Source organism: Streptomyces sp. NPDC048521, from assembly GCF_043199855.1.
Taxonomy (GTDB): Bacteria; Actinomycetota; Actinomycetes; order Streptomycetales; family Streptomycetaceae; genus Streptomyces.
Genome location: NZ_JBICWR010000008.1, coordinates 310,670 through 334,153 on the forward strand (window position 1 = coordinate 310,670; position 23,484 = coordinate 334,153).

The 23,484-nt window shown below is 70.7% G+C and carries 19 protein-coding genes and 2 tRNA genes; 15 read left to right on the forward strand and 6 right to left on the reverse strand.

What is annotated here, in order from left to right:
- Positions 1-186 precede the first annotated feature (186 nt).
- Entirely contained in the window at positions 187-768 is a 582-nt protein-coding gene (locus tag ACGFRF_RS21120) for a biotin transporter BioY (RefSeq protein ID WP_393742052.1), read from the forward strand.
- Between the two features lie 10 nt (positions 769-778).
- Here ACGFRF_RS21120 and ACGFRF_RS21125 read toward each other — a convergent pair whose 3' ends face one another.
- Together ACGFRF_RS21125 and ACGFRF_RS21130 are read right to left on the reverse strand one after the other, a co-directional pair.
- Positions 779-2,104 carry an FAD-binding oxidoreductase gene (locus ACGFRF_RS21125; protein ID WP_393742054.1) on the reverse strand — a complete coding sequence of 442 codons (1,326 nt, stop codon included), beginning with the start codon at positions 2,102-2,104 and terminating at the stop codon, positions 779-781.
- A gap of 70 nt (positions 2,105-2,174) precedes the next feature.
- Complete coding sequence (locus ACGFRF_RS21130; RefSeq protein WP_393742056.1) at positions 2,175-3,593, reverse strand: amino acid permease; 1,419 nt, start codon at positions 3,591-3,593, stop codon at positions 2,175-2,177.
- A 214-nt stretch (positions 3,594-3,807) separates the two neighbouring features.
- Here ACGFRF_RS21130 and ACGFRF_RS21135 point away from each other — a divergent pair, with 214 nt between their 5' ends.
- Positions 3,808-4,296: a ribose-5-phosphate isomerase gene (locus ACGFRF_RS21135; RefSeq protein ID WP_393742058.1), complete on the forward strand. Its 489-nt coding sequence runs from the start codon at positions 3,808-3,810 to the stop codon at positions 4,294-4,296.
- Between the two features lie 34 nt (positions 4,297-4,330).
- The gene (locus ACGFRF_RS21140; RefSeq protein ID WP_393742059.1) at positions 4,331-5,140 is read left to right on the forward strand and encodes an Fpg/Nei family DNA glycosylase; all 810 of its coding nucleotides are present in this window, start codon (positions 4,331-4,333) and stop codon (positions 5,138-5,140) included.
- Between the two features lie 52 nt (positions 5,141-5,192).
- On the opposite strand, the gene ACGFRF_RS21145 is transcribed toward ACGFRF_RS21140, so the two are convergent.
- Positions 5,193-6,434, reverse strand: a complete 1,242-nt coding sequence (locus tag ACGFRF_RS21145; RefSeq protein WP_393742061.1) for a GNAT family N-acetyltransferase — start codon at positions 6,432-6,434, stop codon at positions 5,193-5,195.
- A 200-nt stretch (positions 6,435-6,634) separates the two neighbouring features.
- On the opposite strand from ACGFRF_RS21145, the gene ACGFRF_RS21150 reads away from it, so the two are divergent.
- Positions 6,635-7,807: a PP2C family protein-serine/threonine phosphatase gene (locus tag ACGFRF_RS21150; protein WP_393742063.1), complete on the forward strand. Its 1,173-nt coding sequence runs from the start codon at positions 6,635-6,637 to the stop codon at positions 7,805-7,807.
- A 65-nt stretch (positions 7,808-7,872) separates the two neighbouring features.
- Positions 7,873-8,331: an HD domain-containing protein gene (locus ACGFRF_RS21155; RefSeq protein ID WP_393742065.1), complete on the forward strand. Its 459-nt coding sequence runs from the start codon at positions 7,873-7,875 to the stop codon at positions 8,329-8,331.
- Here ACGFRF_RS21155 and ACGFRF_RS21160 read toward each other — a convergent pair.
- Positions 8,328-9,515, reverse strand: coding sequence for an acyltransferase family protein (locus tag ACGFRF_RS21160; protein ID WP_393742067.1), 1,188 nt, complete (start codon positions 9,513-9,515; stop codon positions 8,328-8,330). The genes ACGFRF_RS21155 and ACGFRF_RS21160 overlap by 4 nt on opposite strands.
- 441 nt (positions 9,516-9,956) lie before the next feature.
- Between ACGFRF_RS21160 and ACGFRF_RS21165 the strand changes: the two genes are divergently transcribed.
- Together ACGFRF_RS21165 and ACGFRF_RS21170 are read left to right on the forward strand one after the other, a co-directional pair.
- A complete protein-coding gene (locus ACGFRF_RS21165; RefSeq protein ID WP_030648672.1) occupies positions 9,957-10,151 on the forward strand; it encodes a hypothetical protein in 195 nt (64 codons plus the stop codon).
- Positions 10,152-10,205: 54 nt separating this feature from the next.
- Entirely contained in the window at positions 10,206-12,386 is a 2,181-nt protein-coding gene (locus ACGFRF_RS21170; RefSeq protein ID WP_393742069.1) for a PQQ-binding-like beta-propeller repeat protein, read from the forward strand.
- Between the two features lie 67 nt (positions 12,387-12,453).
- Here the strand turns inward: ACGFRF_RS21170 and ACGFRF_RS21175 are convergent.
- A tRNA-Gly gene (locus tag ACGFRF_RS21175) sits at positions 12,454-12,524 on the reverse strand.
- A 173-nt stretch (positions 12,525-12,697) separates the two neighbouring features.
- Here ACGFRF_RS21175 and ACGFRF_RS21180 point away from each other — a divergent pair.
- The 5 genes from ACGFRF_RS21180 to clpX all read left to right on the forward strand — a co-directional run bounded on the left by ACGFRF_RS21180 (position 12,698) and on the right by clpX (position 17,516).
- Positions 12,698-12,774 (forward strand) — tRNA-Pro (locus tag ACGFRF_RS21180).
- 179 nt (positions 12,775-12,953) lie between these two features.
- Positions 12,954-14,345 (forward strand): trigger factor, encoded by a 1,392-nt coding sequence (tig, locus tag ACGFRF_RS21185; RefSeq protein ID WP_393742071.1) that lies wholly within the window; start codon positions 12,954-12,956, stop codon positions 14,343-14,345.
- A 375-nt stretch (positions 14,346-14,720) separates the two neighbouring features.
- Positions 14,721-15,326, forward strand: a complete 606-nt coding sequence (locus ACGFRF_RS21190) for an ATP-dependent Clp protease proteolytic subunit (protein ID WP_393742140.1) — start codon at positions 14,721-14,723, stop codon at positions 15,324-15,326.
- Between the two features lie 69 nt (positions 15,327-15,395).
- Positions 15,396-16,061 carry an ATP-dependent Clp protease proteolytic subunit gene (locus ACGFRF_RS21195; protein WP_393742073.1) on the forward strand — a complete coding sequence of 222 codons (666 nt, stop codon included), beginning with the start codon at positions 15,396-15,398 and terminating at the stop codon, positions 16,059-16,061.
- A 168-nt stretch (positions 16,062-16,229) separates the two neighbouring features.
- Complete coding sequence (gene clpX, locus ACGFRF_RS21200) at positions 16,230-17,516, forward strand: ATP-dependent Clp protease ATP-binding subunit ClpX (RefSeq protein WP_393742075.1); 1,287 nt, start codon at positions 16,230-16,232, stop codon at positions 17,514-17,516.
- Between the two features lie 65 nt (positions 17,517-17,581).
- Here clpX and ACGFRF_RS21205 read toward each other — a convergent pair whose 3' ends face one another.
- The gene (locus ACGFRF_RS21205) at positions 17,582-18,520 is read right to left on the reverse strand and encodes a hypothetical protein (RefSeq protein ID WP_393742077.1); all 939 of its coding nucleotides are present in this window, start codon (positions 18,518-18,520) and stop codon (positions 17,582-17,584) included.
- 137 nt (positions 18,521-18,657) lie between these two features.
- Here ACGFRF_RS21205 and ACGFRF_RS21210 point away from each other — a divergent pair, with 137 nt between their 5' ends.
- The 3 genes from ACGFRF_RS21210 to ACGFRF_RS21220 all read left to right on the forward strand — a co-directional run bounded on the left by ACGFRF_RS21210 (position 18,658) and on the right by ACGFRF_RS21220 (position 23,432).
- On the forward strand, positions 18,658-21,282 hold the full coding sequence (locus ACGFRF_RS21210; RefSeq protein WP_393742079.1) for a valine--tRNA ligase: 2,625 nt from the start codon (positions 18,658-18,660) through the stop codon (positions 21,280-21,282).
- Between the two features lie 265 nt (positions 21,283-21,547).
- A complete protein-coding gene (locus tag ACGFRF_RS21215) occupies positions 21,548-23,062 on the forward strand; it encodes a bifunctional folylpolyglutamate synthase/dihydrofolate synthase (RefSeq protein WP_393742081.1) in 1,515 nt (504 codons plus the stop codon).
- A gap of 7 nt (positions 23,063-23,069) precedes the next feature.
- Positions 23,070-23,432 (forward strand): DUF4233 domain-containing protein, encoded by a 363-nt coding sequence (locus ACGFRF_RS21220; protein ID WP_393742083.1) that lies wholly within the window; start codon positions 23,070-23,072, stop codon positions 23,430-23,432.
- Positions 23,433-23,484 lie beyond the last annotated feature (52 nt).

The following is a 23,484-nucleotide window of genomic DNA, read 5'->3' on the forward strand; positions in this document are numbered from 1 at the left end:
ACGGGTATCCCCGACCACCCCACCTCAGTGACCGGTATCACGCCGATCCCGGTGTAACCCGCAGCCTTTGTGTGGAGCCCACCAAGCGCCGGTTCGAGCCTTTGTCGAGCGCTGACGGTGATCGGCGCGAGGGCGCCGGTATAGCGTCACGGTGTTCCCACCTGCCCAGACACCCGCGGAGTCCCCATGAGCACCGCCACCGCCACCGCTCGCCCCGGCGCCGTCCTCGCCGACCTGCTGCCCGCGTCCCGCGTCCGTGACGCCGCCCTCGTGCTCGGCGGTGCCGTGCTCACCGGCCTCGCGGCCCAGCTGTCGGTCCCGGTGCCCGGCTCCCCGGTGCCGGTGACCGGGCAGACCTTCGCCGCGCTGCTCGTCGGCACCTCGCTCGGTGCCCGCCGCGGCTTCCTCTCCCTCGCCCTGTACGCGATCGCCGGTGTGGCCGGCGTGCCGTGGTTCGCGCAGGGCGCCTCGGGAGCCGGGATGGTCTCCTTCGGCTATGTCCTCGGCATGCTGCTCGCTTCCGCGGCCGTGGGCGCCCTGGCCCGCCGCGGCGCCGACCGCTCCCCGCTGCGCATGGCCGGCACGATGATCCTCGGCGAGGCGATCGTCTACGCCATCGGCGTTCCCTACCTGGCCCTGGCCGCCCACCTGTCCGCGTCCCAGGCGATCGCGGCCGGTCTCACCCCGTTCCTGATCGGCGACGCCCTCAAGGCCGCCCTGGCGATGGGTGCGCTGCCCGCCGCCTGGAAGCTCGTCGGCAAGCGCTGAGGCGCGGCGCCTACGCGCCGACGCCGTAGTTCCTGCGGAAGAGGTTCGCCGGGTCGTAACGCTCCTTGAGCCCGGCGAGCCTCTTGCGCGTCTCCGGGTCGTACAGCCCCGCACCCCGGTCGCCCGCCCCGAAGGCGAAGTTGAGGGACCGGCCGAGCGTGTCGTCGGCCAGCAGCGCGAGCGCCGGGTCCAGCACGGCCCGCGCCCGCGCCCGGTCCCCGACGCCGAGCAGCCGCACCAGGAACCGCCCCTCGCGGTGGGGCACCGTGTTCGGCGCCGGCCGGGCCAGCGCCCCGCCCAGGTGATTGACCTGCACGACACACATCGGGTCCGCCTCCGGCCCGGTCCGCCTCAACAGCTCCCCGGCCCGCTCCACGTCCAGCTCCCGCAGCACCGCGCTGTCGCCGTAGTAGGCGTGCGGGAAGTCCGGGTCGCTGTGGATGGTGTGGCTCTCGGCGTACGGCATCACCCGCAGCGAGTCCGACAGCACCGGACCGATCTTCCGCAGCGGGGCGACGAGGTCCGCGCCGTCCGCACCCGTGTGGGCGACCCGGACCGAGAGCACGTACGTGCCGCGCAGACGCGGCGGCAGGGCGGGCAGGTCCGGGTAGGGAACGGCGGCGAAGGACGAGGTCAGCCCGTCCGGCACGGTCCGCGTCCACTCCTCGTACGCCCGTAGCGCCGCCGCCGGGTCCACCGTGCGCCCGTCGAAGGCGAGCGAGCCGCCGTACAGCGTCCGCACGGGTACGAGGTCCATCTCCAGTTCGGTGACAATGCCGAAGTTCTGCCCGGCGCCGAGCAGCGCCCCGTACAGGTCGGGGTCGGAGTCCGGGGTGACGTGCCGGAGTCCGCCGTCGGCGGTGACGACCTCCAGCCGACGCACATGATCGGCCGCGTAGCCGAACTCCCTCGCCAGGATGCCGAGCCCGCCGCCGAGCGTGTACGACACCGCGCCCACGCCCGGCGCCGAACCGTTCAGCGGCGCCAGCCCGTACGGCTCGGCCGCCGCGATCACCTGCCCCCAGCGCACCCCGGCCTGCACCCGCACGGTACGCGCCGCCGGATCGACGGTGATCCCGTCCAGCTGCCTCGTCGTCACCAGCAGCCCGCCCTCGTAGCCGTCCGGCAGTCCGTGCCCGGTGGCCTGCACCCCGACCGGCAGGCCTCCGGCCGCCGCATACCGTACGGCGGCCACCACGTCGTCCACCGAGCGGGCGGGCGCGATCACGGCGGGACGCTGGGCGAACCCGAGCTGGAAACCGGCGAGTTCGTCGTCGTAGCCCGGGTCGCCGGGGTGCAGGAGGGTCAGGTCCGCGCGGGGGTCCGAGGTGGTCATGGAAAGCAGCATGGCCGCATAACCTGACAGCTTCCGTCAGGTTATGCGGCCATGTCCCCGAGGGGTGGGGTCAGCCGACGGACACCTTGTCGGACGGTGCCTCGGCCGCGGGGGCCGGGCGGTTCGCCGCGAGCCGCTCCTTGACCACGGCGATCACCAGCACGATCGCCGCGACCAGCAGCGACAGCAGCACCGTCTCGCGGCCGTCGTGCTCCGTGTCGGTCAGCATGTAGCCGAGGACGAACACGATCAGCGCGGCCGTCGCCCAGGTCAGGTACGGGTACAGCCACATCTTCACGACCAGCTTCTCCGGCGCCTCCGCCTGGATGATCTTCCGCATCCGCAGCTGCGAGAAGCAGATGACCAGCCACACGAACAGGGCCACCGCGCCACTGGAGTTGACCAGGAAGAGGAAGACCGAGTCCGGGAACTTGTAGTTGAAGAAGACGGCGACGAAGCCGAAGACGACGGACGCGACGATCGCCGGCATCGGCACACCACGGGAGGTGGTGCGGGCGAACGCCTTCGGGGCGTCACCGCGCTGGCCGAGCGAGAAGGCCATCCGGGAGGCCGTGTACAGGCCGGAGTTCAGGCACGACAGCACCGAGGTCAGCACGATGACGTTCATGATCTCGCCGGCGTGCGCGATGCCGAGGGAGTTCAGGGCGGCGACGTAGGAGCCGTCCTTGGCGATGGACGGGTCGTTCCACGGCAGCAGCGAGACCACGACGAGGATCGAGCCCAGGTAGAAGACGCCGATCCGCCAGATGATGCTGTTGGTGGACTTGGTGACCGCGCGCTGCGGGTCCTCCGACTCGCCGGCCGCCAGGGTCGCGATCTCGCTTCCCATGAAGGAGAAGACGACCAGCAGCACACCGGTGAGGATCGATCCCGGACCGTGCGGCAGGAACCCGCCGTGCGAGGTCAGGTTGCCGAAGCTCGCCTTGTCGGCGTGCACGCCCGGCAGGACGCCGAAGATGGCCAGCAGGCCGACGACGATGAACGCGCCGATCGCCACCACCTTGATGCCGGCGAACCAGAACTCGAACTCGCCGTAGGAGCCGACGGAGACCAGGTTGGTCGCGGTCAGCACGATCATCACGATGAGTGCCCAGGCCCACTGCGGGACGGCCGGGACCCAGCCTTCGAGGATCTGGGCACCGGCGGTCGCCTCGACGGCGAGCACGACGACCCAGAAGAACCAGTAGAGCCAGCCGATGGAGAACCCGGCCCAGCGGCCCAGCGCGCGGTCGGCGTGCGCCGAGAACGAGCCGGAGGTCGGATTGGCGGCGGACATCTCGCCGAGCATGCGCATCACGAGTACGACGAGCGTGCCGACGAGGGCGTAGGACAGGAGGATGCCGGGTCCCGCGGTGGCGATACCGGCTTTGGAACCGACGAAGAGGCCGGCTCCGATGACGCCGCCGATCGCGATCATCGAAAGGTGGCGGTTTTTCAGTCCTGCTTGGAGGCCCGAACCAGAGGTCATGGACGGATTTCCTTTGCGCCAGGTAGAGCTGCCCGCACGAGCGGTGTACGAGTCGGTCCAGTGAATCCGAGGTGAACGAATTCGGGAACCTCTGAATCCGTATCGTTACTTGAGGTTTTCTTGAGGATCTATGGCCTGGCTCACATATTCCGGGGCGGTCTCCGCGCCGACACCCCGGGCTGCTGCCCCGAAACAGGCGTGTCACACTCGATGCATGCGCGTGTATCTCGGCTCCGACCATGCGGGCTACGAACTCAAGAACCACCTCGTCGAGTGGCTCAAGGCCGCCGGCCACGAGCCCGTGGACTGCGGGCCGCACATCTACGACGCCCAGGACGACTACCCGCCGTTCTGCCTCCGTGCCGCGAGGAAGGCGGCCGCCGACCCGGACGCCCTCGGTGTCGTGATCGGCGGCTCCGGCAACGGCGAGCAGATCGCCGCGAACAAGGTGAAGGGCGTGCGGGCGGCCCTGGCCTGGAGCGAGGAGACGGCGGCGCTCGGGCGTCAGCACAACGACGCCAACGTGGTGGCCGTCGGTGCGCGCATGCACAGCACGCAGGAGGCGACCAAGTTCGTCGAGGTCTTCCTCAACACCCCGTTCTCGGGTGACGAGCGTCACATCCGCCGCATCGACATGCTGTCGGCGTACGAGACGACCGGCGACCTGCCCCCGATCCCGGCCCACCACCCCCAGCAGGACTGAGGCTCCCCCTGGGGGCGGGAAGGAACAGGCAACCGTGCCAGAGGGGCACACGATCCACCGGCTGGCGCATGACTACGCCGCCCGGTTCTCCGGCACGGCTCCCCGGGTCACCAGCCCCCAGGGCAAGTTCTCCGACGCCGCGGACCTGCTGAACGGTGCCGTGCTCACGGCCACCGAGGCCCACGGCAAACACCTCTTCCTGCGGTTCCGGGACGCCGACTGGGTCCACATCCACCTCGGCCTCTTCGGCAAGGTCGGCTTCGGGGACGCCCCCGCGCCCCCGCCGAGCGACACCGTCCGGCTCCGGCTCGCCACCGCCACCTCGTACGCCGACCTGCGCGGCCCCACCACCTGCGCCCTGATCACGGACGCCGAGAAGCGGGCCGTACACGACCGGCTCGGCCCCGACCCGCTCCGCGACGACGCCGACCCGGGCGAGGCGTACCGGAGGATCTCCCGCAGCCGTACGACGATCGCCGCGCTGCTCATGGACCAGAAGACCGTGGCGGGCGTCGGCAACGTCTACCGTGCCGAGGTCCTCTTCCGGCACGGCATCGACCCGTACCGCGCGGGCCGGGACATCACCCCGGCCGAGTGGGACGCCCTCTGGACCGACCTGGTCGAGCTGATGCGCGAGGGGGTCCGGCACAACCGGATCGACACCGTGCGGCCCGAGCACACCCCGGAGGCGATGGGCCGCCCGCCCCGCGTGGACGACCACGGCGGCGAGGTGTACGTCTACCGCCGCGCCGACCGGCCCTGCCACATCTGCGGCGACGAGATCCGCACCGCCGGCCTCGCCGCCCGCAACCTCTTCTGGTGCCCCACCTGCCAGACGCGGTGACCCGGGGCCTGTCCGGCGATTCCCGTCCGCCGCGAACCGCCGGACGGGCCCCCTAGAACCCGTGCGGGATCCACGGCGCCACCGGGGAGCCGAACGCCACCGACGCCTCCGTCAGCGCCCCCGGCCGCAGCTCCCGCACCCGCCCGGCCGCCGCCAGGGACAGCAGGGTCGCACCGCCGAGGTAGGCCGCGCCCAACTCCCTGGCCGACAGCACCAGGTCGGCTGTGTCCGTCGTGCGTTCGCAGGACGCGCCCTTGGCGTCGCCGGTCAGCCGCCAACGCCCCGCGTGCCAGGGGCAGAAGGCGTCCTCGACCTCGAAGACGACGTCCACCGGCGTCAGATACGTACGGGCCGACAGGGCCGCGCCCACGTCCACGAGGCGGATGTACCCGGCGTCCCGGAACTGCGGCCGGCAGCGGCGGATGTCGGAGACCAGGTGCTGCCAGGCCTCGTCGACCGGACGTCCCCGCACCGTCAGGGTCGTCATCAGGTCGATGCCGAACAGGAAGCGCCACAGCGCGCCCTCGGTCGCCGGATCGAGCGCGGCCAGGTCCTGGAGGGTGACCGTGCCGTCGTGCCCGCTCGGCCCCCAGCCGAGCTTGGTGCGGAAGCGTGCGTACCCGGTGACCTCGCCGTCGCGTTCGGCGACCACACACTGCAGGGCCGACGCCCCGTCCCGGTCGCTCGCCGGGTCGAGCAGGCTGGCCCGCTCCCAGCCGGGCTGCCGTGCCAGCATGCCCGGGCGGCGGGGCACCAGGGCCGCGTACACCGCCTCGCACTCCTTCAGGACGTCGGCGGGCGGCGCGTAGCGTACGCGCACCTCGTCGGTGCCCGCGGGCACCGCCAGGGCGACCCGGCCGGTGTCGATCTCGGCGGTGATCTGGGAGGTCGCCGCGCCGTACCCGAAGCGGCCGTAGATCGCGGGTTCGGAGGCGAACAGCGCCGCCAGCGGCTCGCCCGCGGCGTGCGCGTCGTCCAGCAGCCGCCGCATCATCGACGTCAGCACCCCGCGCCGCCGGTGCGTCGCGGCCACGCTGACCATGGTCACACCGGCGGTGGGCACCACCGCCCCGCCCGGCACGGTCATCCGGAAGCTGAAGGCCCCGGACGTGCCGACGATCGTGTCCGCGTCCCAGACGGCCAGGGACCGGTCGAACTCGGTGAGCGATTTGTCCAGGTCGCGCTCTTCGGGCGAGGCCGGCCCACCGCCGAACGCCCGGACCAGGTGGTCCCACCACCGGTCGAACTCCTCCGGGCGCAGCGTCTTCAACTCGGTCGCGTGGTCAGTCCCCATGAGCCATGCCTACCAGGGCATTGCGGGACGAGCCAGTGAATTTCTCCTGGACGGCGGCGCGATGGCCTGGCGTGCCGTTCACTGTGAGGACGCATCGCGAAGCGAGCGACGAAGACGAACGGTGCGGCGGAGCCCCGCACGGGGGACAAGTGGGACCTCCCGTGCCAAGCGGCCGGTGCGATGGATAGGGTCCCGAACTAATGGCAGCAGGACGAGAGCGGCGCGCGAAGGCCGAGACGTTCACGGCCCGGTGGAAGAAGCAGTGGCACCGGGCCCGCGTCGGCCTGCGCAGAAGCGCCGTGGACTACTTCCGCGGCGACGGCTCGGACTGGATCGCGTTCGCCGGACTGCTGCTCGTCATACCCGTCCTCGCGGCCATGACCCTCGTCGACTCGGTGTGGTGCTCCCCGGCCACCCTGGTGCTGCCGATCGTCGCGGGCGGCCTGCTGCTGCGCCCGGCGAGCCTGCTCGGCCTGTACGCGGCGGCGGCCACCGCGCTGATCGTGGAGTCGGTGCGGCTCGGCCCCTACACCGAGGGACCGTCGCGGGTCACTCCGGGCGTGGTCCTCGTGGTCGCCGCGTGCGGCTTCTTCGGGCTGCTGACCGCGCAGTTCCGCAGCCGGGTCGGGGTGCCCTGGCGGCGCGGCGGCACCATGCTCTTCGACCTGCGCGAGCGGATCCGGGTGCAGAGCAAGCTGCCGAAGCTGCCGCAGGGCTGGCACCACGAGATGGCGCTGCGCCCGGCGGGCGGGCAGTCCTTCTCCGGCGACTTCGTCGTCGCGGCCCGTACGAACGGCGGCCGCACGCTGGAGGTCGTGCTGACGGACGTGTCCGGCAAGGGCATGGACGCGGGCTCGCGCGCCCTGCTGCTGTCCGGTGCCTTCGGCGGTCTCCTCGGCTCGCTTCCCCCGCACGCCTTCCTTCCGGCCGCCAACGGCTACCTCCTGCGCCAGGACTGGGACGAGGGCTTCGCCACCTCCATCCACCTGGTCCTGGACCTGGACTCCGGGGACTACGAGCTGTACTCCGCGGGCCATCCGCCGGGGCTGCAGCTGAGCGCGGGCAGCGGCCGCTGGGAGGAGAAGGCCGCCGAGGGCCCGCTGCTGGGTGTGTACGACGGCGCCCAGTTCGACTCCGTGAAGGGCTCCCTGCGACCCGGCGACGTGCTGATGCTGTTCACGGACGGACTGGTGGAGACCTCCGAGCGCGACATCGTGGAGGGCATCGACCGCCTCACCGGCGAGGCCGACCGCTATGTCGCCGGCGGCTTCCACGGTGCCGCCTGGCACCTCATCGAGGCGGTCGCGAAGGACGTCAACGACGACCGCGCCCTCCTGCTCATCTGCCGCCAGGCGTCGGCGAACGGCCACTGAGCCGGGGCGGAGCACCGCTTCGGGCAGGGCCGCCCGGAGCGGGGGCGGCGGGGGACACTGGAGGGGTGACCGAGACGCAACTCACCCCGGCCGAGGTCGAGGCCGTCGCGCGCGCCGCCCACGAGGGGCAGACCGACAAGGCGGGACGGCCGTACGCCGAACACCTCGCGGCCGTCGCCGAGGGCGTCCGCGCCCGCGGCGGTGACCCGGAGCAGATCGCGGCGGCCTGGCTGCACGACGCGATCGAGGACGACGCGCTCACCCGGCAGTGGCTGGCCGCGGCCGCCCTGACCCCGCGCACCAAGGCCATCGTGGACGCCCTCACCAAACGGCCGGGGGAGGAAGCGGAGGAGTACGCCCGCCGGATCCTCGCCACCCCGGGCGCGCTGCTGGTGAAGGAGTCCGACCTGGCGCACAACGCCGACCCGGGCCGGCTGGCCGTCCTGCCGCGGGCGACCCGGAGACGACTGACCGAGAAGTACGCCCGGATGCGCGCACTTCTCGGCCTGCGCTCGACCGGCTAGACGCCGACCTTCTCGCGCTCGCGGTCCTTGCGTTGCCGCTCCCGGGCCAGTTCGGCCGCGTCCTGCTTGAACGCCCACTCCATCTCCGGCTCCATCGCGAAGCGGAAGAGGCGCTGCACCGGCTTGGTGCACAGCAGCGTGACGGCGGCGGCCGCGAGGACGGTGACGGCGACCGAACCGGCGGCCCCGTACCGCAGGGCGAGGTCGAACCCGCCCGCGTAGAGGGTGCTCTTGACCACGAAGCCGTGGAGCAGATAGCCGTACAGCGTGCCCGCGCCGAGTGCGGTGAACCACGTCCTGCGGCCCGGCACCCAGGCGAGGAAGCAGGCGGTCAGCACCAGCGCGCAGCCGAACATGGCCAGCGTCATCAGCGGCCCGGTCCACCAGGGCGCACCGAGATCCTGCGCGGAACTCTGCCGGTAGAACCAGCCGCCGTCCACGCGCGGTACGGTCCACCAGCCGATGACCAGCGCCGCGGCGAACACCGGTACGGACAGGATCCGCACCCGGCGCCGGCGTATCAGCGCGAAGTGCTCGGGCTTCAGCAGCAGTCCGAGGACGAAGCAGGGCAGGAACTGCAGGACGCGGCCCAGGTCCAGATTGTCGTCGAGGCCCCGGGTGACCGATCCGGCCATGGCGATCCCGAGCGCGAGCGGCAGCGGCCAGCGCACCACCTTCCACAGGGGCGTGGTCAGCCGCCAGATGAACAGCGCGCACAGGAACCACGTCAGGTAGTAGGGGGAGACGAGGCTGATCGGATCGTCGGCCTGGCCCGCGTAGCGCCTGAACAGCGAATAGGCGATCTGGAACAGCAGGTACGGGACCGCGATGCCGGTGATCAGCCGCTTCAGCCGGTCCGGGCGCATGTCGAAACTGCGCGAGAAGTAGCCGGAGATGATGATGAACGCCGGCATGTGGAAGGTGTACACGACGTTGTACAGGCCTTCAAGGACCCGGTTGTCGGTCTTGATCGCCGACCAGGAGTGCCCCAGGGCCACCAGCACGATCGCCAGGTACTTGGCGTTGTCGAAGAACGCGTCGCGCTGTCTGCCCGGTCTCTCGGCGGGTGACTGCCTCTCCTGCGCACGCGTCGGGGTACGCGGACCGGGCACTCCCCGCGCCGGCGGCTGTGCCGGGGGGAGCGGCCTGCGGTGGTGGCCGGGGGACGGGACGGCGTCGAACATCTCAGGCACCCTAGCGTCGGCTGTGGGATTCCGTAAAACCCGCGCTGTTATTCCTGCTTATCACGTCCGGGTACCCCGTAATTCGCCGTACTTGCCACCCTGTTCGGCGTGCTGATGGGCACGCAGCTGTCGTCCGTTCACCCCGGATGTACCGATTAATCCAGACTAATTCGGGCATACGGCGGCTCTGTGCTATGTACTTCGAATCGCCGGCCCAGGTGATGCGTGGATATGGAAACGAAGTCCCCTGAATTCGTGGGGATTTCGTGACCGGGTGTCCTGTCGTATTCCTGTGCGAGCTGTCGCGCGCACGGGCACTTGCCCGACGTTGTGTCACGGGGCGCATAGGGGAGCCGGGTTGGTGGCACGATGGTTCTGGCGGGGGTGCGCGGGCCGTACCCCCGGGCCGGCGGAGCGGACCGACCGAGGGTGTGATCAGTTGTGGCCATTTCACTGTCCGTGGTTCTGCTGTTGGCGATCATCCTGGTGGTGTTGATCCGAGGGGGGAACATCAAGGCCGGCCCCGCGATCGTCGCGATCCTCTTCGGGTTCTTCCTCGCCTCGACCGGCATGGCCCCGTCCATCAACCGGTTCCTGAACTCGATAGCGGAGTCCATCAACTCGATCAGATTCTGACCGGCGGGGGACCGGCAGAGTCTGGACAACTGGAACAACGGGGGATGCGAGGGCATGGCGCTGCGCGACTCCGACCCGGCGGAGGTCGGCGGCTACCGGATCGAGGACCGCCTCGGCAGCGGCGGCATGGGCGTGGTCTACCTCGCCCGCTCCGCGTCCGGCCGGCGCCTCGCCGTGAAGGTCGTCCACGGCCAGTACGCCGACGACGACGAGTTCCGCATCCGGTTCCGCCGCGAGGTGGCCGCCGCCCGCCAGGTCAGCGGCGCCTTCACGGCACCCGTGGTGGACGCGGACGCCGATGCGCCGCGACCCTGGATGGCCACGCTCTACATCCCCGCCGAGGACCTCGGCACCCACGTCCGCCGCCACGGCCCGCTCCCGCCCGACCGGCTGCGCGGACTCGCCGCCGGCCTCGCCGAGGCCCTGCGCGACATCCACCGCGCCGGAGTGGTCCACCGGGACCTGAAACCGGCCAACGTCATGCTCGCCGACGACGGCCCCCGGGTCATCGACTTCGGTGTCTCCCGCGCCGCAGAGTCCGCCGCCATGGACGCCCTCACCCAGACCGGCCGCGTGATGGGCACCCCGCCCTTCATGTCTCCCGAGCAGTTCGCCGCCCCGCACGAGGTGGGCCCGGCCACCGACATCTTCTCCCTCGGCGCCGTCCTCGTGTACGCCGCCACCCGGCGCGGCCCCTTCGACAGCGCGAGCCCCTGGGAGACGGCCACCCGCGTCGTCGAGGGACACGCCGATCTCGACGGCGTCCCGGACGAGCTGCTCCCCTTCGTCCGTCTCTGCCTGGAGAGGCACCCCAAGTCCCGGCCCACCCCCGACGAGCTGCTGCGCCTCCTGCGCGACGGCCGGCTGCCCGACCGGGACCCGGCACCCGAGGCGGACGCGGCCGGACCGGAGACCCGGCCCGAGCCGCCGCGCCGGCGCCGGCGCCGGTGGTGGCCGGCCGTCGTGGCCGCCACCGCCGTACTGGCCGGCGCGGCCGCCACCACCACCGTCCTCGCCCGCGACGGCGGCAGTGCCCCGCACGCCCCGCACGCCCTGCCGGCCGGCTGGCACACCTGGCACCGGCAGGCCGCGGACCCCACGGCCGAGGACCCGAACGCCATGGGGCCGAACGGCCCCTTCCACAGCTGCGTCACCTCGCGGCAGGCGCTGGTGTGCGCCGGCGACGGCATCATGGCCACCCGGTTCGACCTCGCCGACGGCCGCAACGCCTGGACCCGGCCCATGGACCCCACGCCCGCCCAGACCACGAGCAGCGGCGGAGGCACGATCATCGGCACCCGCCCCGGCGGCGTGTACGTCTTCGGCGCCGACGACCGTGACCTCAGGACCGGCGAGCGGGAACCGGAGACCCGGACCCGCTACACCGTGCAGTCCCTGGACACGGCCACCGGCAAGGCGGTCTGGACGACGGTCGTCGCCGACAACGTCGACGGCGTCGGACCGGACTCCAGCGGCGCGGTCGCCACCCCGGCGGGCGTCATCACCGCCTACGGCGACGCGTCCGACTCCTACGCCCTCCTCGACGCCGCGCACGGCAGGCTCCGCTGGCACCACCGGCTGCCCTACGGCATGAGCGACGACGGCGACTGCCTGCTGAGCGGCGCCGCAGGACAGGCCTACCTGGTCTGCCACACCCCCGACGCCACGGGCGACACCCACCACACCACCGTCGCCCAGCTCGACCCCGCCACCGGCCAGGCCCGCTGGACCCGGACGATCAAGGGCGGGGTGTACCTCTTCGGCCAGGCACGGGGCCGCCTGGTACTGGGCGCCGACCCGTTCCTGGAGAGACCGAGCGGCCTGGCCCTCATCGACCTCTCCTCGCACGTCGTGACGACCGTACGGCTGAACGCCCCGAAGGCCGCCACCGGCGCCTACCTGGTCCGCGGCACCCTCTACCTCACCCTCGGCAGCGGCAGCGTCCGCGCGGTCGATCCGGACACCGGTCGGCAGCTGTGGCAGAGCAACTCCACCGTCGAACAGCCCGGCCCGCCCGCCGTCTCCGCCACCCGCCTCTACCTGGCCTCGCCCACCGGCCGGCTGGCCGCCCTGGACCTGCGCACCGGCCGGGTCACGGGCACGCTCCCCGGCCGCGACGACAGCGACACCACCGGCTCCTCCGACAGCCCCGCACCCCCCGTCCTGTCCGGCGACGCCCTCTACGTCCCCTACGGCATGCGCTCGGTCTACAGCGTGGACGTCAGGAACCTGTGAACGGCCCCGGGAACGGCCGAAGGCCCAGGGGTGGAGAACATCCACTCCCTGGGCCTTCGGCATCCAGAGCGGGCGACGGGAATCGAACCCGCGTAGCTAGTTTGGAAGACTAGGGCTCTACCATTGAGCTACGCCCGCAGCAGTGCGCCGCAGGTCCGTGACCGCGGCACTGGAGGCATCGTAGCGGGTCGCCCGCCGCCGAGGCCAACGTGTTGCCCGACGCGCGGACCGCGCGGATGCCCCAGCCGACGGCTCCCGTCAATGCGGCCGACGTATCCGGCCGGGGCATGTACCCTACGTGTCGCACCAGACGGGGTGTGGCGCAGCTTGGTAGCGCGTCCGCTTTGGGAGCGGAAGGCCGTGGGTTCAAATCCCGCCACCCCGACCACCGGCTCGTCACGTCGTGATGATCGCCTTTTGGGGCGCTGACCGGCTGCGGTTACTATGCAAGCTGCGCGCCCGTGTGTCCCGGCCCACTCGGCCTACGAACTCCTCCGGGCGGCGAAATCCGCCGGACCAGTCTGGCTCCGGCAGAAACCAAGAAGTCAGCCACAAGGAGACCGAACCGTGAAGAGCGCCGTGGAGACCCTGAACCCGACCCGGGTTCGGCTCACTGTCGAGGTGCCCTTCGAGGAGCTCAAGGACAGCCTCGACGCGGCGTACAAGAAGATCAACCAGCAGGTCACGGTGAAGGGCTTCCGCAAGGGCAAGATCCCGGCCCGGGTCATCGACCAGCGGTTCGGCCGCGGTGCGGTGCTGGAGGAGGCCGTCAACGACGCGCTGCCGAAGTTCTACACCGAGGCGGTCAACGAGGCCGAGCTGAACCCGCTGGGCCAGCCCGAGGTCGACATCACCGAGCTGAAGGACGGCGAGACGCTGAACTTCACCGCCGAGGTCGACGTCCGCCCCGCCCTGGAGATCCCGGACTACTCCGGTATCGAGGTCGAGGTCGACGCCGTCGAGGTCACCGACGAGGACGTCGAGAAGTCGGTCGAGCAGTTGCGCGAGCGCTTCGCCTCCACCTCCCCGGTCGAGCGCGCCGCCGAGGACGGCGACGTCGTCACCATCGACCTGCAGGCCAAGGTCGACGGCGAGGTCCTCGAGGACGGCGTCGCCAACGGCGTCTCGTACACCATCGGCTCCGGTGAGCTGCTGGACGGTATCGACGACGCCGTCAAGGGCCTGTCCGCCGGTGAGGAGGCCACCTTCACCTCCGAGCTGAAGGGCGGCTCCGCCGCGGGCAAGGAGGCCGAGGTCACCGTCAAGGTCACCCAGGTCGCCGCCCGTGAACTGCCCGAGCTGGACGACGATTTCGCGCAGCTCGCCTCCGAGTTCGACACGCTGGACGAGCTGAAGGCCGACAGCCGCAAGCGCCTGGCCAACATGAAGCAGTTCGACCAGGCCACCCAGGCCCAGGAGCGCGTCCTGGAGAAGCTCCTCGAGCTGGTCGAGGTCCCGGTCCCCGAGAAGCTGCTCGAGGACGAGATCAACACCCGCAAGCACAACCTGGAGCACCACCAGCTCGGCCAGATGGGCCTCACCCTCGACAAGTACCTGGAGATCCAGGGCAAGACCGCCGAGGAGTTCGAGACCGAGACCCGCGAGGCCGCGGTCAAGGGCATCAAGACCCAGTTCGTCCTCGACGAGCTGGTCAAGAAGGAGCAGCTGAACGTCAACCAGGAGGAGCTGACCGAGCACCTCATGCGGCGCGCGGCCTCCTCCGGCATGTCCCCCGACCAGTTCGCCCAGGCCGTCGTCGAGGGCGGCCAGGTGCCGCTCCTGGTCGGCGAGGTCGCCCGCGGCAAGGCCCTGGCCGTCGTGGTCGAGGCCGCCACGGTGAAGGACACCAACGGCGAGATCATCGACCTGGACGACGAGGAGGAGGAGACCGAGGCCGAGGCCCCGGCCTCCGAGGCCTCCGAGTCCGCCGAGGCCTCCGAGGAGAAGACCGAGGGCTGAACGGGCTGAGCAGCCCTGCGGCGCCTCTGCAGCACGCACCACGGGCCCTGGGGAGTTTCCCCGGGGCCCGTCGCCGTACCGGGGCGGACAGCCGGCCCTGAGGGGCGCGGGGGACCGCGCGACCAGCCGCGGTGGACCCGCGGCCCGAAGACGAGCCGCACCACCCCCCGGGAACCGCACCGGCCCCCGGGCGGAGCCTCTACGCCCCCGGCGAACACTCCCATCTCCGGGATTCCCCGAGGGGACCTGAGCGTTAGGGTCCATGAATACGGGGGCAGGGGAGTCTCCTGACACCCCCCGCCAAGCCTCCGGCAGGACGACGTGAGACGGCCCGGCGCCGTCGTAAGACGAGCAGGTGGATACGTGACGAATCTGATGCCCTCAGCCGCCGGCGAGCCTTCCATCGGTGGTGGCCTCGGCGACCAGGTCTACAACCGGCTGCTCGGCGAGCGGATCATCTTCCTCGGCCAGCAGGTTGACGACGACATCGCCAACAAGATCACCGCACAGCTGCTGCTCCTTGCCGCCGACCCGGACAAGGACATCTACCTCTACATCAACAGCCCCGGCGGCTCGGTGACGGCCGGCATGGCGATCTACGACACCATGCAGTACATCCCGAACGACGTGGTCACGATCGCCATGGGTATGGCCGCCTCGATGGGCCAGTTCCTGCTCACCGGCGGTACGGCCGGCAAGCGCTTCGCGCTGCCCCACGCCGACATCATGATGCACCAGGGCTCCGCGGGCCTCGGGGGCACGGTCTCGGACATCAAGATCCAGGCCGAGTACCTGCTGCGCACCAAGAAGCGCATGTCCGAGCTGACCGCGCTGCACTCCGGCCAGTCGGTCGAGACGATCGTCCGCGACGGCGACCGCGACCGCTGGTTCACCCCGGAAGAGGCCAAGGAGTACGGTCTCATTGACGAGATCATCACGCACGCCTCGGGTGTTCCGGGAGGCGGCGGCACCGGTGCCTGACCGGCCCGGCCACGCCACGCACCGCCGAGACCCCAGCCCCCAGAACGCCACCAGGACGGTGAACACCCCATGAGCAACTTCCCCGGCGCCGCCAGCGGCATGTACGAAGGGCCCCAGCCCGAGAGCCGCTACGTCATCCCGCGCTTCGTCGAGCGCACCTCCCAGGGCATCCGCGAGTACGACCCCTACGCGAAGCTCTTCGAGGAGCGCGTGATCTTCCTGGGCGTCCAGATCGACGACGCCTCCGCCAACGACGTCATGGCGCAGCTGCTGTGCCTGGAGTCGATGGACCCGGACCGGGACATCTCGATCTACATCAACAGCCCCGGTGGCGACATGACCGCCCTGACGGCGATCTACGACACCATGCAGTTCGTGAAGCCCGACATCCAGACGGTGTGCATGGGCCAGGCGGCCTCCGCGGCGGCCATCCTGCTCGCCGCCGGTACCCCGGGCAAGCGCATGGCGCTGCCGAACTCCCGGGTGCTGATCCACCAGCCGGCCGGCTCCACGGGCCGCGGTCAGCTCTCGGACCTCGAGATCATCGCCAACGAGTTCACCCGAATGCGTGAGCAGCTGGAGAACATGCTGGCGAAGCACTCGAACCAGCCGATCGAGAAGATCCGCGAGGACATCGAGCGCGACAAGATCCTCACGGCCGAGGAGGCGCTGCAGTACGGCCTCGTCGACCAGATCATCTCCACCCGCAAGCTGAACAACTCCGCGGTCCGCTGACCCGGAGGGCATACTTTCTGCCCCTCTTGGCACGGTGCACGTCAAAGTGAACCCTGCCAAGGGGGGCCCGAACACCGGGCCCGGCAAGGTACCGTCGGACATAAGGCAGCACCAGGAGTCGCTGGACCTCAGTGTCCAGGCGTCTCCCAGGCGAAGGGGAAGCACACCGTGGCACGCATCGGTGACGGCGGCGATCTGCTCAAGTGCTCGTTCTGTGGCAAGAGCCAGAAGCAGGTCAAGAAGCTCATCGCAGGGCCCGGTGTGTACATCTGCGACGAGTGCATCGATCTCTGCAACGAGATCATCGAGGAAGAACTCGCGGAGACCAGCGAGGTCCGCTGGGAGGAGTTGCCCAAGCCCCGCGAGATCTACGAGTTCCTCGAGGGCTACGTGGTCGGCCAGGAAGCGGCCAAGAAGGCGCTCTCCGTCGCGGTGTACAACCACTACAAGCGGGTCCAGGCGGGCGAGAACGGCGGCGCGAGCGGCCGTGACGACGCCATCGAGCTGGCGAAGTCCAACATCCTCCTGCTGGGCCCCACGGGCTCCGGCAAGACCCTCCTCGCGCAGACCCTGGCGCGCATGCTGAACGTCCCGTTCGCGATCGCCGACGCGACGGCGCTGACCGAGGCGGGCTACGTCGGCGAGGACGTCGAGAACATCCTGCTGAAGCTCATCCAGGCCGCGGACTACGACGTCAAGAAGGCCGAGACGGGCATCATCTACATCGACGAGATCGACAAGGTGGCCCGTAAGAGCGAGAACCCGTCGATCACCCGGGACGTCAGCGGCGAGGGCGTGCAGCAGGCCCTGCTGAAGATCCTCGAGGGCACCACGGCCTCGGTCCCGCCCCAGGGCGGCCGCAAGCACCCCCACCAGGAGTTCATCCAGATCGACACGACGAACGTCCTGTTCATCGTGGGCGGTGCCTTCGCGGGCCTCGAGAAGATCATCGAGGCGCGGGCCGGCGCCAAGGGCATCGGCTTCGGCGCGACGATCCTCTCCAAGCGCGAGCTGGAGGCCAAGGACGTCTTCGAGGACATCATGCCGGAGGACCTGGTCAAGTTCGGCATGATCCCCGAGTTCATCGGCCGCCTCCCCGTGATCACGAGCGTCCACAACCTGGACCGGGAAGCCCTCCTCAAGATCCTGGTGGAGCCCCGCAACGCGCTCGTGAAGCAGTACCAGCGCCTCTTCGAACTCGACGGCGTGGAGCTGGACTTCGAGCGCGAGGCCCTGGAGGCCATCGCCGACCAGGCCATCCTCCGCCAGACCGGCGCCCGCGGCCTGCGCGCCATCATGGAGGAGGTGCTGCAGGGCGTGATGTACGAGGTCCCGTCCCGCAAGGACGTCGCCCGCGTCGTCATCACCGCCGACGTGGTGCTCTCCAACGTCAACCCGACCCTCATCCCGCGGGACGCCCGCGGCCGCGGCTCGGGCGAGCAGAAGACCGCCTGACCCCAGGCACGAGAAAGGGCCCCGGTCGACCGACCGGGGCCCTTTCGGCGTAGCCGCCGTCCGCGTCAGGCCTTGACGCGGACCTCCTTGCGGAACTTGGCGGCGAGTTCCGCGTCGGTCGCCGGGTCGCTGCTCCTGCCCGCTGCGAGGTTGGCGATGTCCATCGGCATGACGAGACCGAGGGTGCTGTGGTCGCCCCAGATGCAGATGGTCATCGTCACGTCCTTCGGCCCGCCGCTGCTCGCGCCGGTCGGGGCCTGGGCCTGCTGGCACTTGAGGACCGCGCCGTCGAGCCCGGCCGGCGTGTACGCCTTCGGCTCGCCCTTCAGGCTGACGTCCTTGCTGTCACTGTCCTTCTGGGCCTCGGTCTTCATGTAGGCGAACATCGCGTCGACGGTCTTCTCGGGGTCGTCGATGGTGCCGTAGACGCCCCCGAACTGGATCATCTTCTGGCTCAGCGGGTTGTCCTCGTCCCCGGACGTGTACTGCGCGCTGACGTCCGTCGGATCGTGCACGCCCCACTTCTCGGCGTCCTTCAGATCCTTGTCCGTCATCGTGTCGCTGTCGCCGTCCTTCTTCTTGTACTCCGTCAGCACCGTCGCCGGCGTCGTCAGCTTGTGCGGGCCGTCGTCGGCCACGTCGCTGCCGCCGCCCCCACCGCCGATCACGAAGTACGCACCCACCGCCACGGCCGCCACCACGGCCACCGCGCCGATGATCAGGCCCGTCTTCTTCTTCCCCCCGCTCGGCTCCGGCGCCTGCGGCATGCCGTAGGGCGGCTGCTGGCCGTACGGGTTCGGCTGCTGCGGCACGCCCTGCTGCGGGTAGCCGTACCCCGGCTGCGCCGGAGGGGCCTGCTGGGGGTAGCCGTAGCCGGGCTGCGGAGCCTGCGGCTGCTGGCCGTAGGGGCCCGGCTGGCCGTACGGCCCAGGCTGCCCCGGCTGGCCGTACGGACCCGGCTGCTGGGGCTGCTGGCCGTACGGGCCCGGCTGGTCGTTGCTCATTCCTCGGTTCCCCTCCAGATGCTTATGTGTTCCTGACATCCTGACCCAGGCCCGGGAACCGCACCGCACCGGGGGCCGCACCGTTACAGAACAAAGGCGTTTCGGGACCACCCCGTGACACCTCTAAACTGACCCCCGTGACCGAGAACGCTCAGCAGCAGCCACCCGCGCCCGACACCGAACTGCCGACCCAGTACGCGCCGGCCGATGTAGAGGGGCCGCTGTACGAGCGCTGGGTAGAGCGGGGCTACTTCGAGGCGGACGCGAAGAGCGAGAAGCCGCCGTACACGATCGTCATCCCGCCGCCGAACGTCACGGGAAGCCTGCACCTCGGGCACGCCTTCGAGCACACCCTCATCGACGCCCTGACCCGCCGCAAGCGGATGCAGGGCCACGAGACGCTGTGGCAGCCGGGCATGGACCACGCCGGCATCGCCACGCAGAACGTGGTCGAGCGCGAGCTGGGCAAGGAGGGCAAGTCCCGGCACGACCTGGGCCGCGAGGCCTTCGTCGAGCGGGTCTGGCAGTGGAAGGCCGAGTCCGGCGGGCAGATCTCCGGGCAGATGCGGCGCCTCGGTGACGGCGTCGCCTGGTCGCGCGAGCGCTTCACCATGGACGAGGGCCTGTCCCAGGCCGTCCAGACCATCTTCAAGAAGCTCTACGACGACGAGCTGATCTACCGCGCCGAGCGCATCATCAACTGGTGCCCGCGCTGTCTGACCGCGATCTCGGACATCGAGGTCGAGTACCAGGACGACGACGGCGAGCTGGTCTCGATGCGCTACGGCGACGGGGACGACTCGATCGTCGTCGCCACCACCCGCGCCGAGACGATGCTCGGCGACACGGCCGTGGCCGTCCACCCGGACGACGAGCGGTACAAGCACCTCGTCGGCAAGCTCATCAGGCTGCCGCTGACCGACCGCTCCATCCCGGTCGTCGCGGACACGCACGTCGACCCCGAGTTCGGCACCGGCGCCGTCAAGGTCACCCCGGCGCACGACCCGAACGACTTCGAGATCGGCCAGCGCCACGACCTGCCGGCCATCACGATCATGGACGAGCACGCCGTCATCACCGCCCACGGCCCCTTCCAGGGCCAGGACCGCCTCGAGGCCCGCTCCGCCATCGTCGCCGCGCTGCGCGCCGAGGGCCGGATCGTCGCGGAGAAGCGGCCGTACGTCCACTCCGTCGGCCACTGCTCGCGCTGCAAGACCACCATCGAGCCGCGCCTGTCCATGCAGTGGTGGGTCAAGGTCGGCCCGTTGGCCAAGGCCGCAGGCGACGCCGTCCGCGAGGGCAAGGTCAAGATCCACCCGCAGGAGATGGAGAAGCGGTACTTCGACTGGGTCGACAACCTCCACGACTGGTGCATCTCGCGGCAGTTGTGGTGGGGCCACCGCATCCCGGTCTGGTACGGCCCGAACGGCGAGGTCGTCTGCGTCGGCCCGGACGAGCAGCCCCCCACGGGCGAGGGCTGGCACCAGGACACCGACGTCCTCGACACCTGGTTCTCCTCCGGCCTGTGGCCGTTCTCCACCCTCGGCTGGCCCGAACAGACCGAGTCGCTCGCGAAGTTCTACCCGAACTCCGTGCTGGTCACCGGCTACGACATCCTCTTCTTCTGGGTCGCCCGGATGATGATGTTCGGCCTGTACGCGATGGACGGCACCCCGCCGTTCCACACCATCGCCCTGCACGGCATGGTCCGCGACCAGTTCGGCAAGAAGATGTCGAAGTCCTTCGGCAACGCGGTCAACCCGCTGGACTGGATGGACAAGTACGGCTCCGACGCCCTGCGCTTCACCCTCGCCCGCGGCGCGAACCCGGGTGTCGACGTCCCGATCGGCGAGGACTGGGTCCAGGGCTCGCGCAACTTCGCCAACAAGATCTGGAACGCGACCCGCTTCGCGCTGATGAACGGCGCGACGGTCGAGGGCCCGCTGCCCGAGCCGTCGGCGATGTCCGCGACGGACCGCTGGATCCTCTCCCGCCTCAACTCGGTGGTCGCCGAGGTCGACGCCCACTACGAGGACTTCCAGTTCGCGAAGCTCTCCGACGCCCTGTTCCACTTCGCGTGGGACGAGGTCTTCGACTGGTACGTCGAGCTGTCCAAGACGACGTTCCAGGCGGGCGGCGAGCCGGCCGAGGTCTCCAAGCGGGTCCTGGGCGAGGTCCTGGACGTCACGCTGAAGCTGCTGCACCCGGTGGTCCCGTTCGTCACGGAGACCCTGTGGACCACCCTCACCGGCGGCGAGTCGCTCGTCATCGCCGACTGGCCCGAGGACGGTGGCTTCCGTGACGTGGCCGCCGAGCGGGAGATCGAGACCCTGCAGTCCGTCATCACCGAGGTCCGCCGCTTCCGCGCCGACCAGGGCCTGCAGCCGGGTCAGCGGGTCCCCGCCCGCCTGACCCTGGACGGTACGGCGCTGGCCCCGCACGAGGCGGCCATCCGCCAGCTGCTGCGCCTGCAGCCGGAGGGCGAGTCCTTCACGGCCACGGCCACCCTGCCGGTCGCCGGTGCCGAGGTCGCCCTCGACCTCTCCGGCACGATCGACGTGGCCGCGGAGCGCAAGCGCCTCGCCAAGGACCTCGCGGCCGCGGAGAAGGAGAAGGCCCAGGCCACGGCCAAGCTCGGCAACGAGGCGTTCCTGGCGAAGGCCCCGGAGAACGTGGTGGACAAGATCCGCACACGCCTGGCCAAGGCGGACGAGGACATCGCCCGTATCACCGCCCAGCTGGAGAAGCTGCCGGAAGCGTGAGAACCGGCGCTGGAGGCCCCCGGAGCCGCGAGCTTCCGGGGGCCTTCGCGCGCCGGTCACGGGCGCTGCTCGCTGGGAGGTGCCTCCCCCGGAGGGGTCCCGCACCACTGCCCGCGACTACGGCGCGGTACGGCGGGCGGAACCGCAACTTCCTGGGGGCGCGGGGAACCGCGCGATCAGCTCTTGTCGGCCCGCAGCCGGCCGACAAGACAAGCCACCCCATACCGGCGCCGCGAAGCCCCCGCCCGCTCCGTAGACTGGCCCCGTGAGCGAAGCGCCCGGCACCAGTGACACCCCCGACCCCCTCGACGCCTTCGAGGAACTCGTCGCGGAGGAGACCGACCGCGACCCCGACCTCGCCGTGATCGAGGCCGGCAGCCGCACCCTGCGTACCCAGGGCGGCCCGCCGCAGGCCGACGTACCGGCCCGCCCGGAGGACCCGGAGGTCGACCAGGCCCTGCGCGAGGTGGAGGCGGAGCTGGCCACCCGCTGGGGCGAGACCAAGCTGGAGCCCTCGGTCAGCAGGATCGCCGCGCTGATGGACGTGCTCGGCGAACCGCAGCGCTCGTACCCGTCCATCCACATCACGGGCACGAACGGCAAGACCTCCACCGCCCGCATGATCGAGGCCCTGCTCGGCGCCTTCGAGCTGCGCACCGGCCGCTACACCAGCCCCCATGTGCAGTCGATCACCGAGCGGATCAGCCTGGACGGCGCCCCGATCTCCGCCGAGCGGTTCATCGAGACGTACCAGGACATCAAGCCGTACGTCGAGATGGTGGACGGACAGCAGGAGTACCGGCTGTCGTTCTTCGAGGTGCTCACCGGCATGGCGTACGCGGCGTTCGCGGACGCGCCGGTGGACGTCGCCGTCGTCGAGGTCGGCATGGGCGGCTCCTGGGACGCCACCAACGTGATCGACGGCGATGTCGCCGTGGTCACCCCGATCGACCTGGACCACACCGACCGCCTCGGCGGGACGCACGCGGAGATCGCCACCGAGAAGAGCGGCATCATCAAGCAGGACGCGACCGTCATCCTGGCCCAGCAGCCGGTGGACGCGGCGCAGGTGCTGCTGAAGAAGGCCGTCGAGGTGGACGCGACCGTGGCCCGCGAGGGCCTGGAGTTCGGGGTCGTCGCCCGGCAGGTCGCCGTCGGCGGGCAGTTGCTCACCCTGCGCGGCCTCGGCGGCGAGTACGCGGAGGTGTACCTCCCGCTGCACGGCGCCCACCAGGCGCACAACGCGGCCGTCGCCCTCGCCGCCGTCGAGGCGTTCTTCGGCGTCGGCGCGCAGCGTGCGGACCCGCTGGACATCGACACCGTCCGCAAGGCCTTCGCGGCCGTCTCCTCGCCGGGCCGCCTGGAGGTCGTCCGGCGCTCCCCGACGATCGTGCTGGACGCCGCGCACAACCCGGCGGGCGCCGTGGCCACCGCGGAGGCGGTGCGGGAGGCGTTCGACTTCACCCGGCTGATCGGTGTCGTCGGCGCGAGCGGCGACAAGAACGTGCGCGGGCTGCTGGAGGCCTTCGAACCGATCTTCGCCGAGGTCGTCGTCACCCAGAACTCCAGCCACCGCGCCATGGACGCGGACGAGCTGGCCGCGATCGCCGTGGAGGTGTTCGGCGAGGAGCGGGTACAGGTCGAACCGCGACTGCCCGACGCCCTGGAGGCCGCGATCACGCTGGCCGAGGAGGAGGGCGAGTTCGCGGGCGGTGGCGTGCTGGTCACCGGTTCCGTCATCACGGTCGGCGAGGCCCGGCTGCTGCTCGGAAAGGGCTGAGGTTTCTGTGCGTACGCTCTGTTCCTCGACGCTCATCGGTGAGGTCTTCATCATCGGCTTCGCGGCGCTCGTCGCCATGAAGGACCCGGACCTGTCCACGTCGACGGTGTGGCTGGTCAGCGGTATCGCCATGGTGCTGTGCGTGCTGCTGTGCGGCATGGTGACCCGGCCCGGCGGGGTCGCCCTGGGCTGGGCCCTGCAGATCGCGCTGATCGCCTCCGGCGTCTTCGTCCCGACCATGTACTTCCTGGGCGCGATCTTCGGGGCGCTGTGGTGGGCGTCGGTGCACTTCGGGAGAAAGGTGGACGAGGCGAAGGCCCGCTTCGCCGCCCAGGCGGAGAACTCCTCGTCCACACCTGACGCTGCGTAACGGGCGCCCCGACACGCCCTGTAACCTCGTCCCACCGCACCCGTCAGTCGCG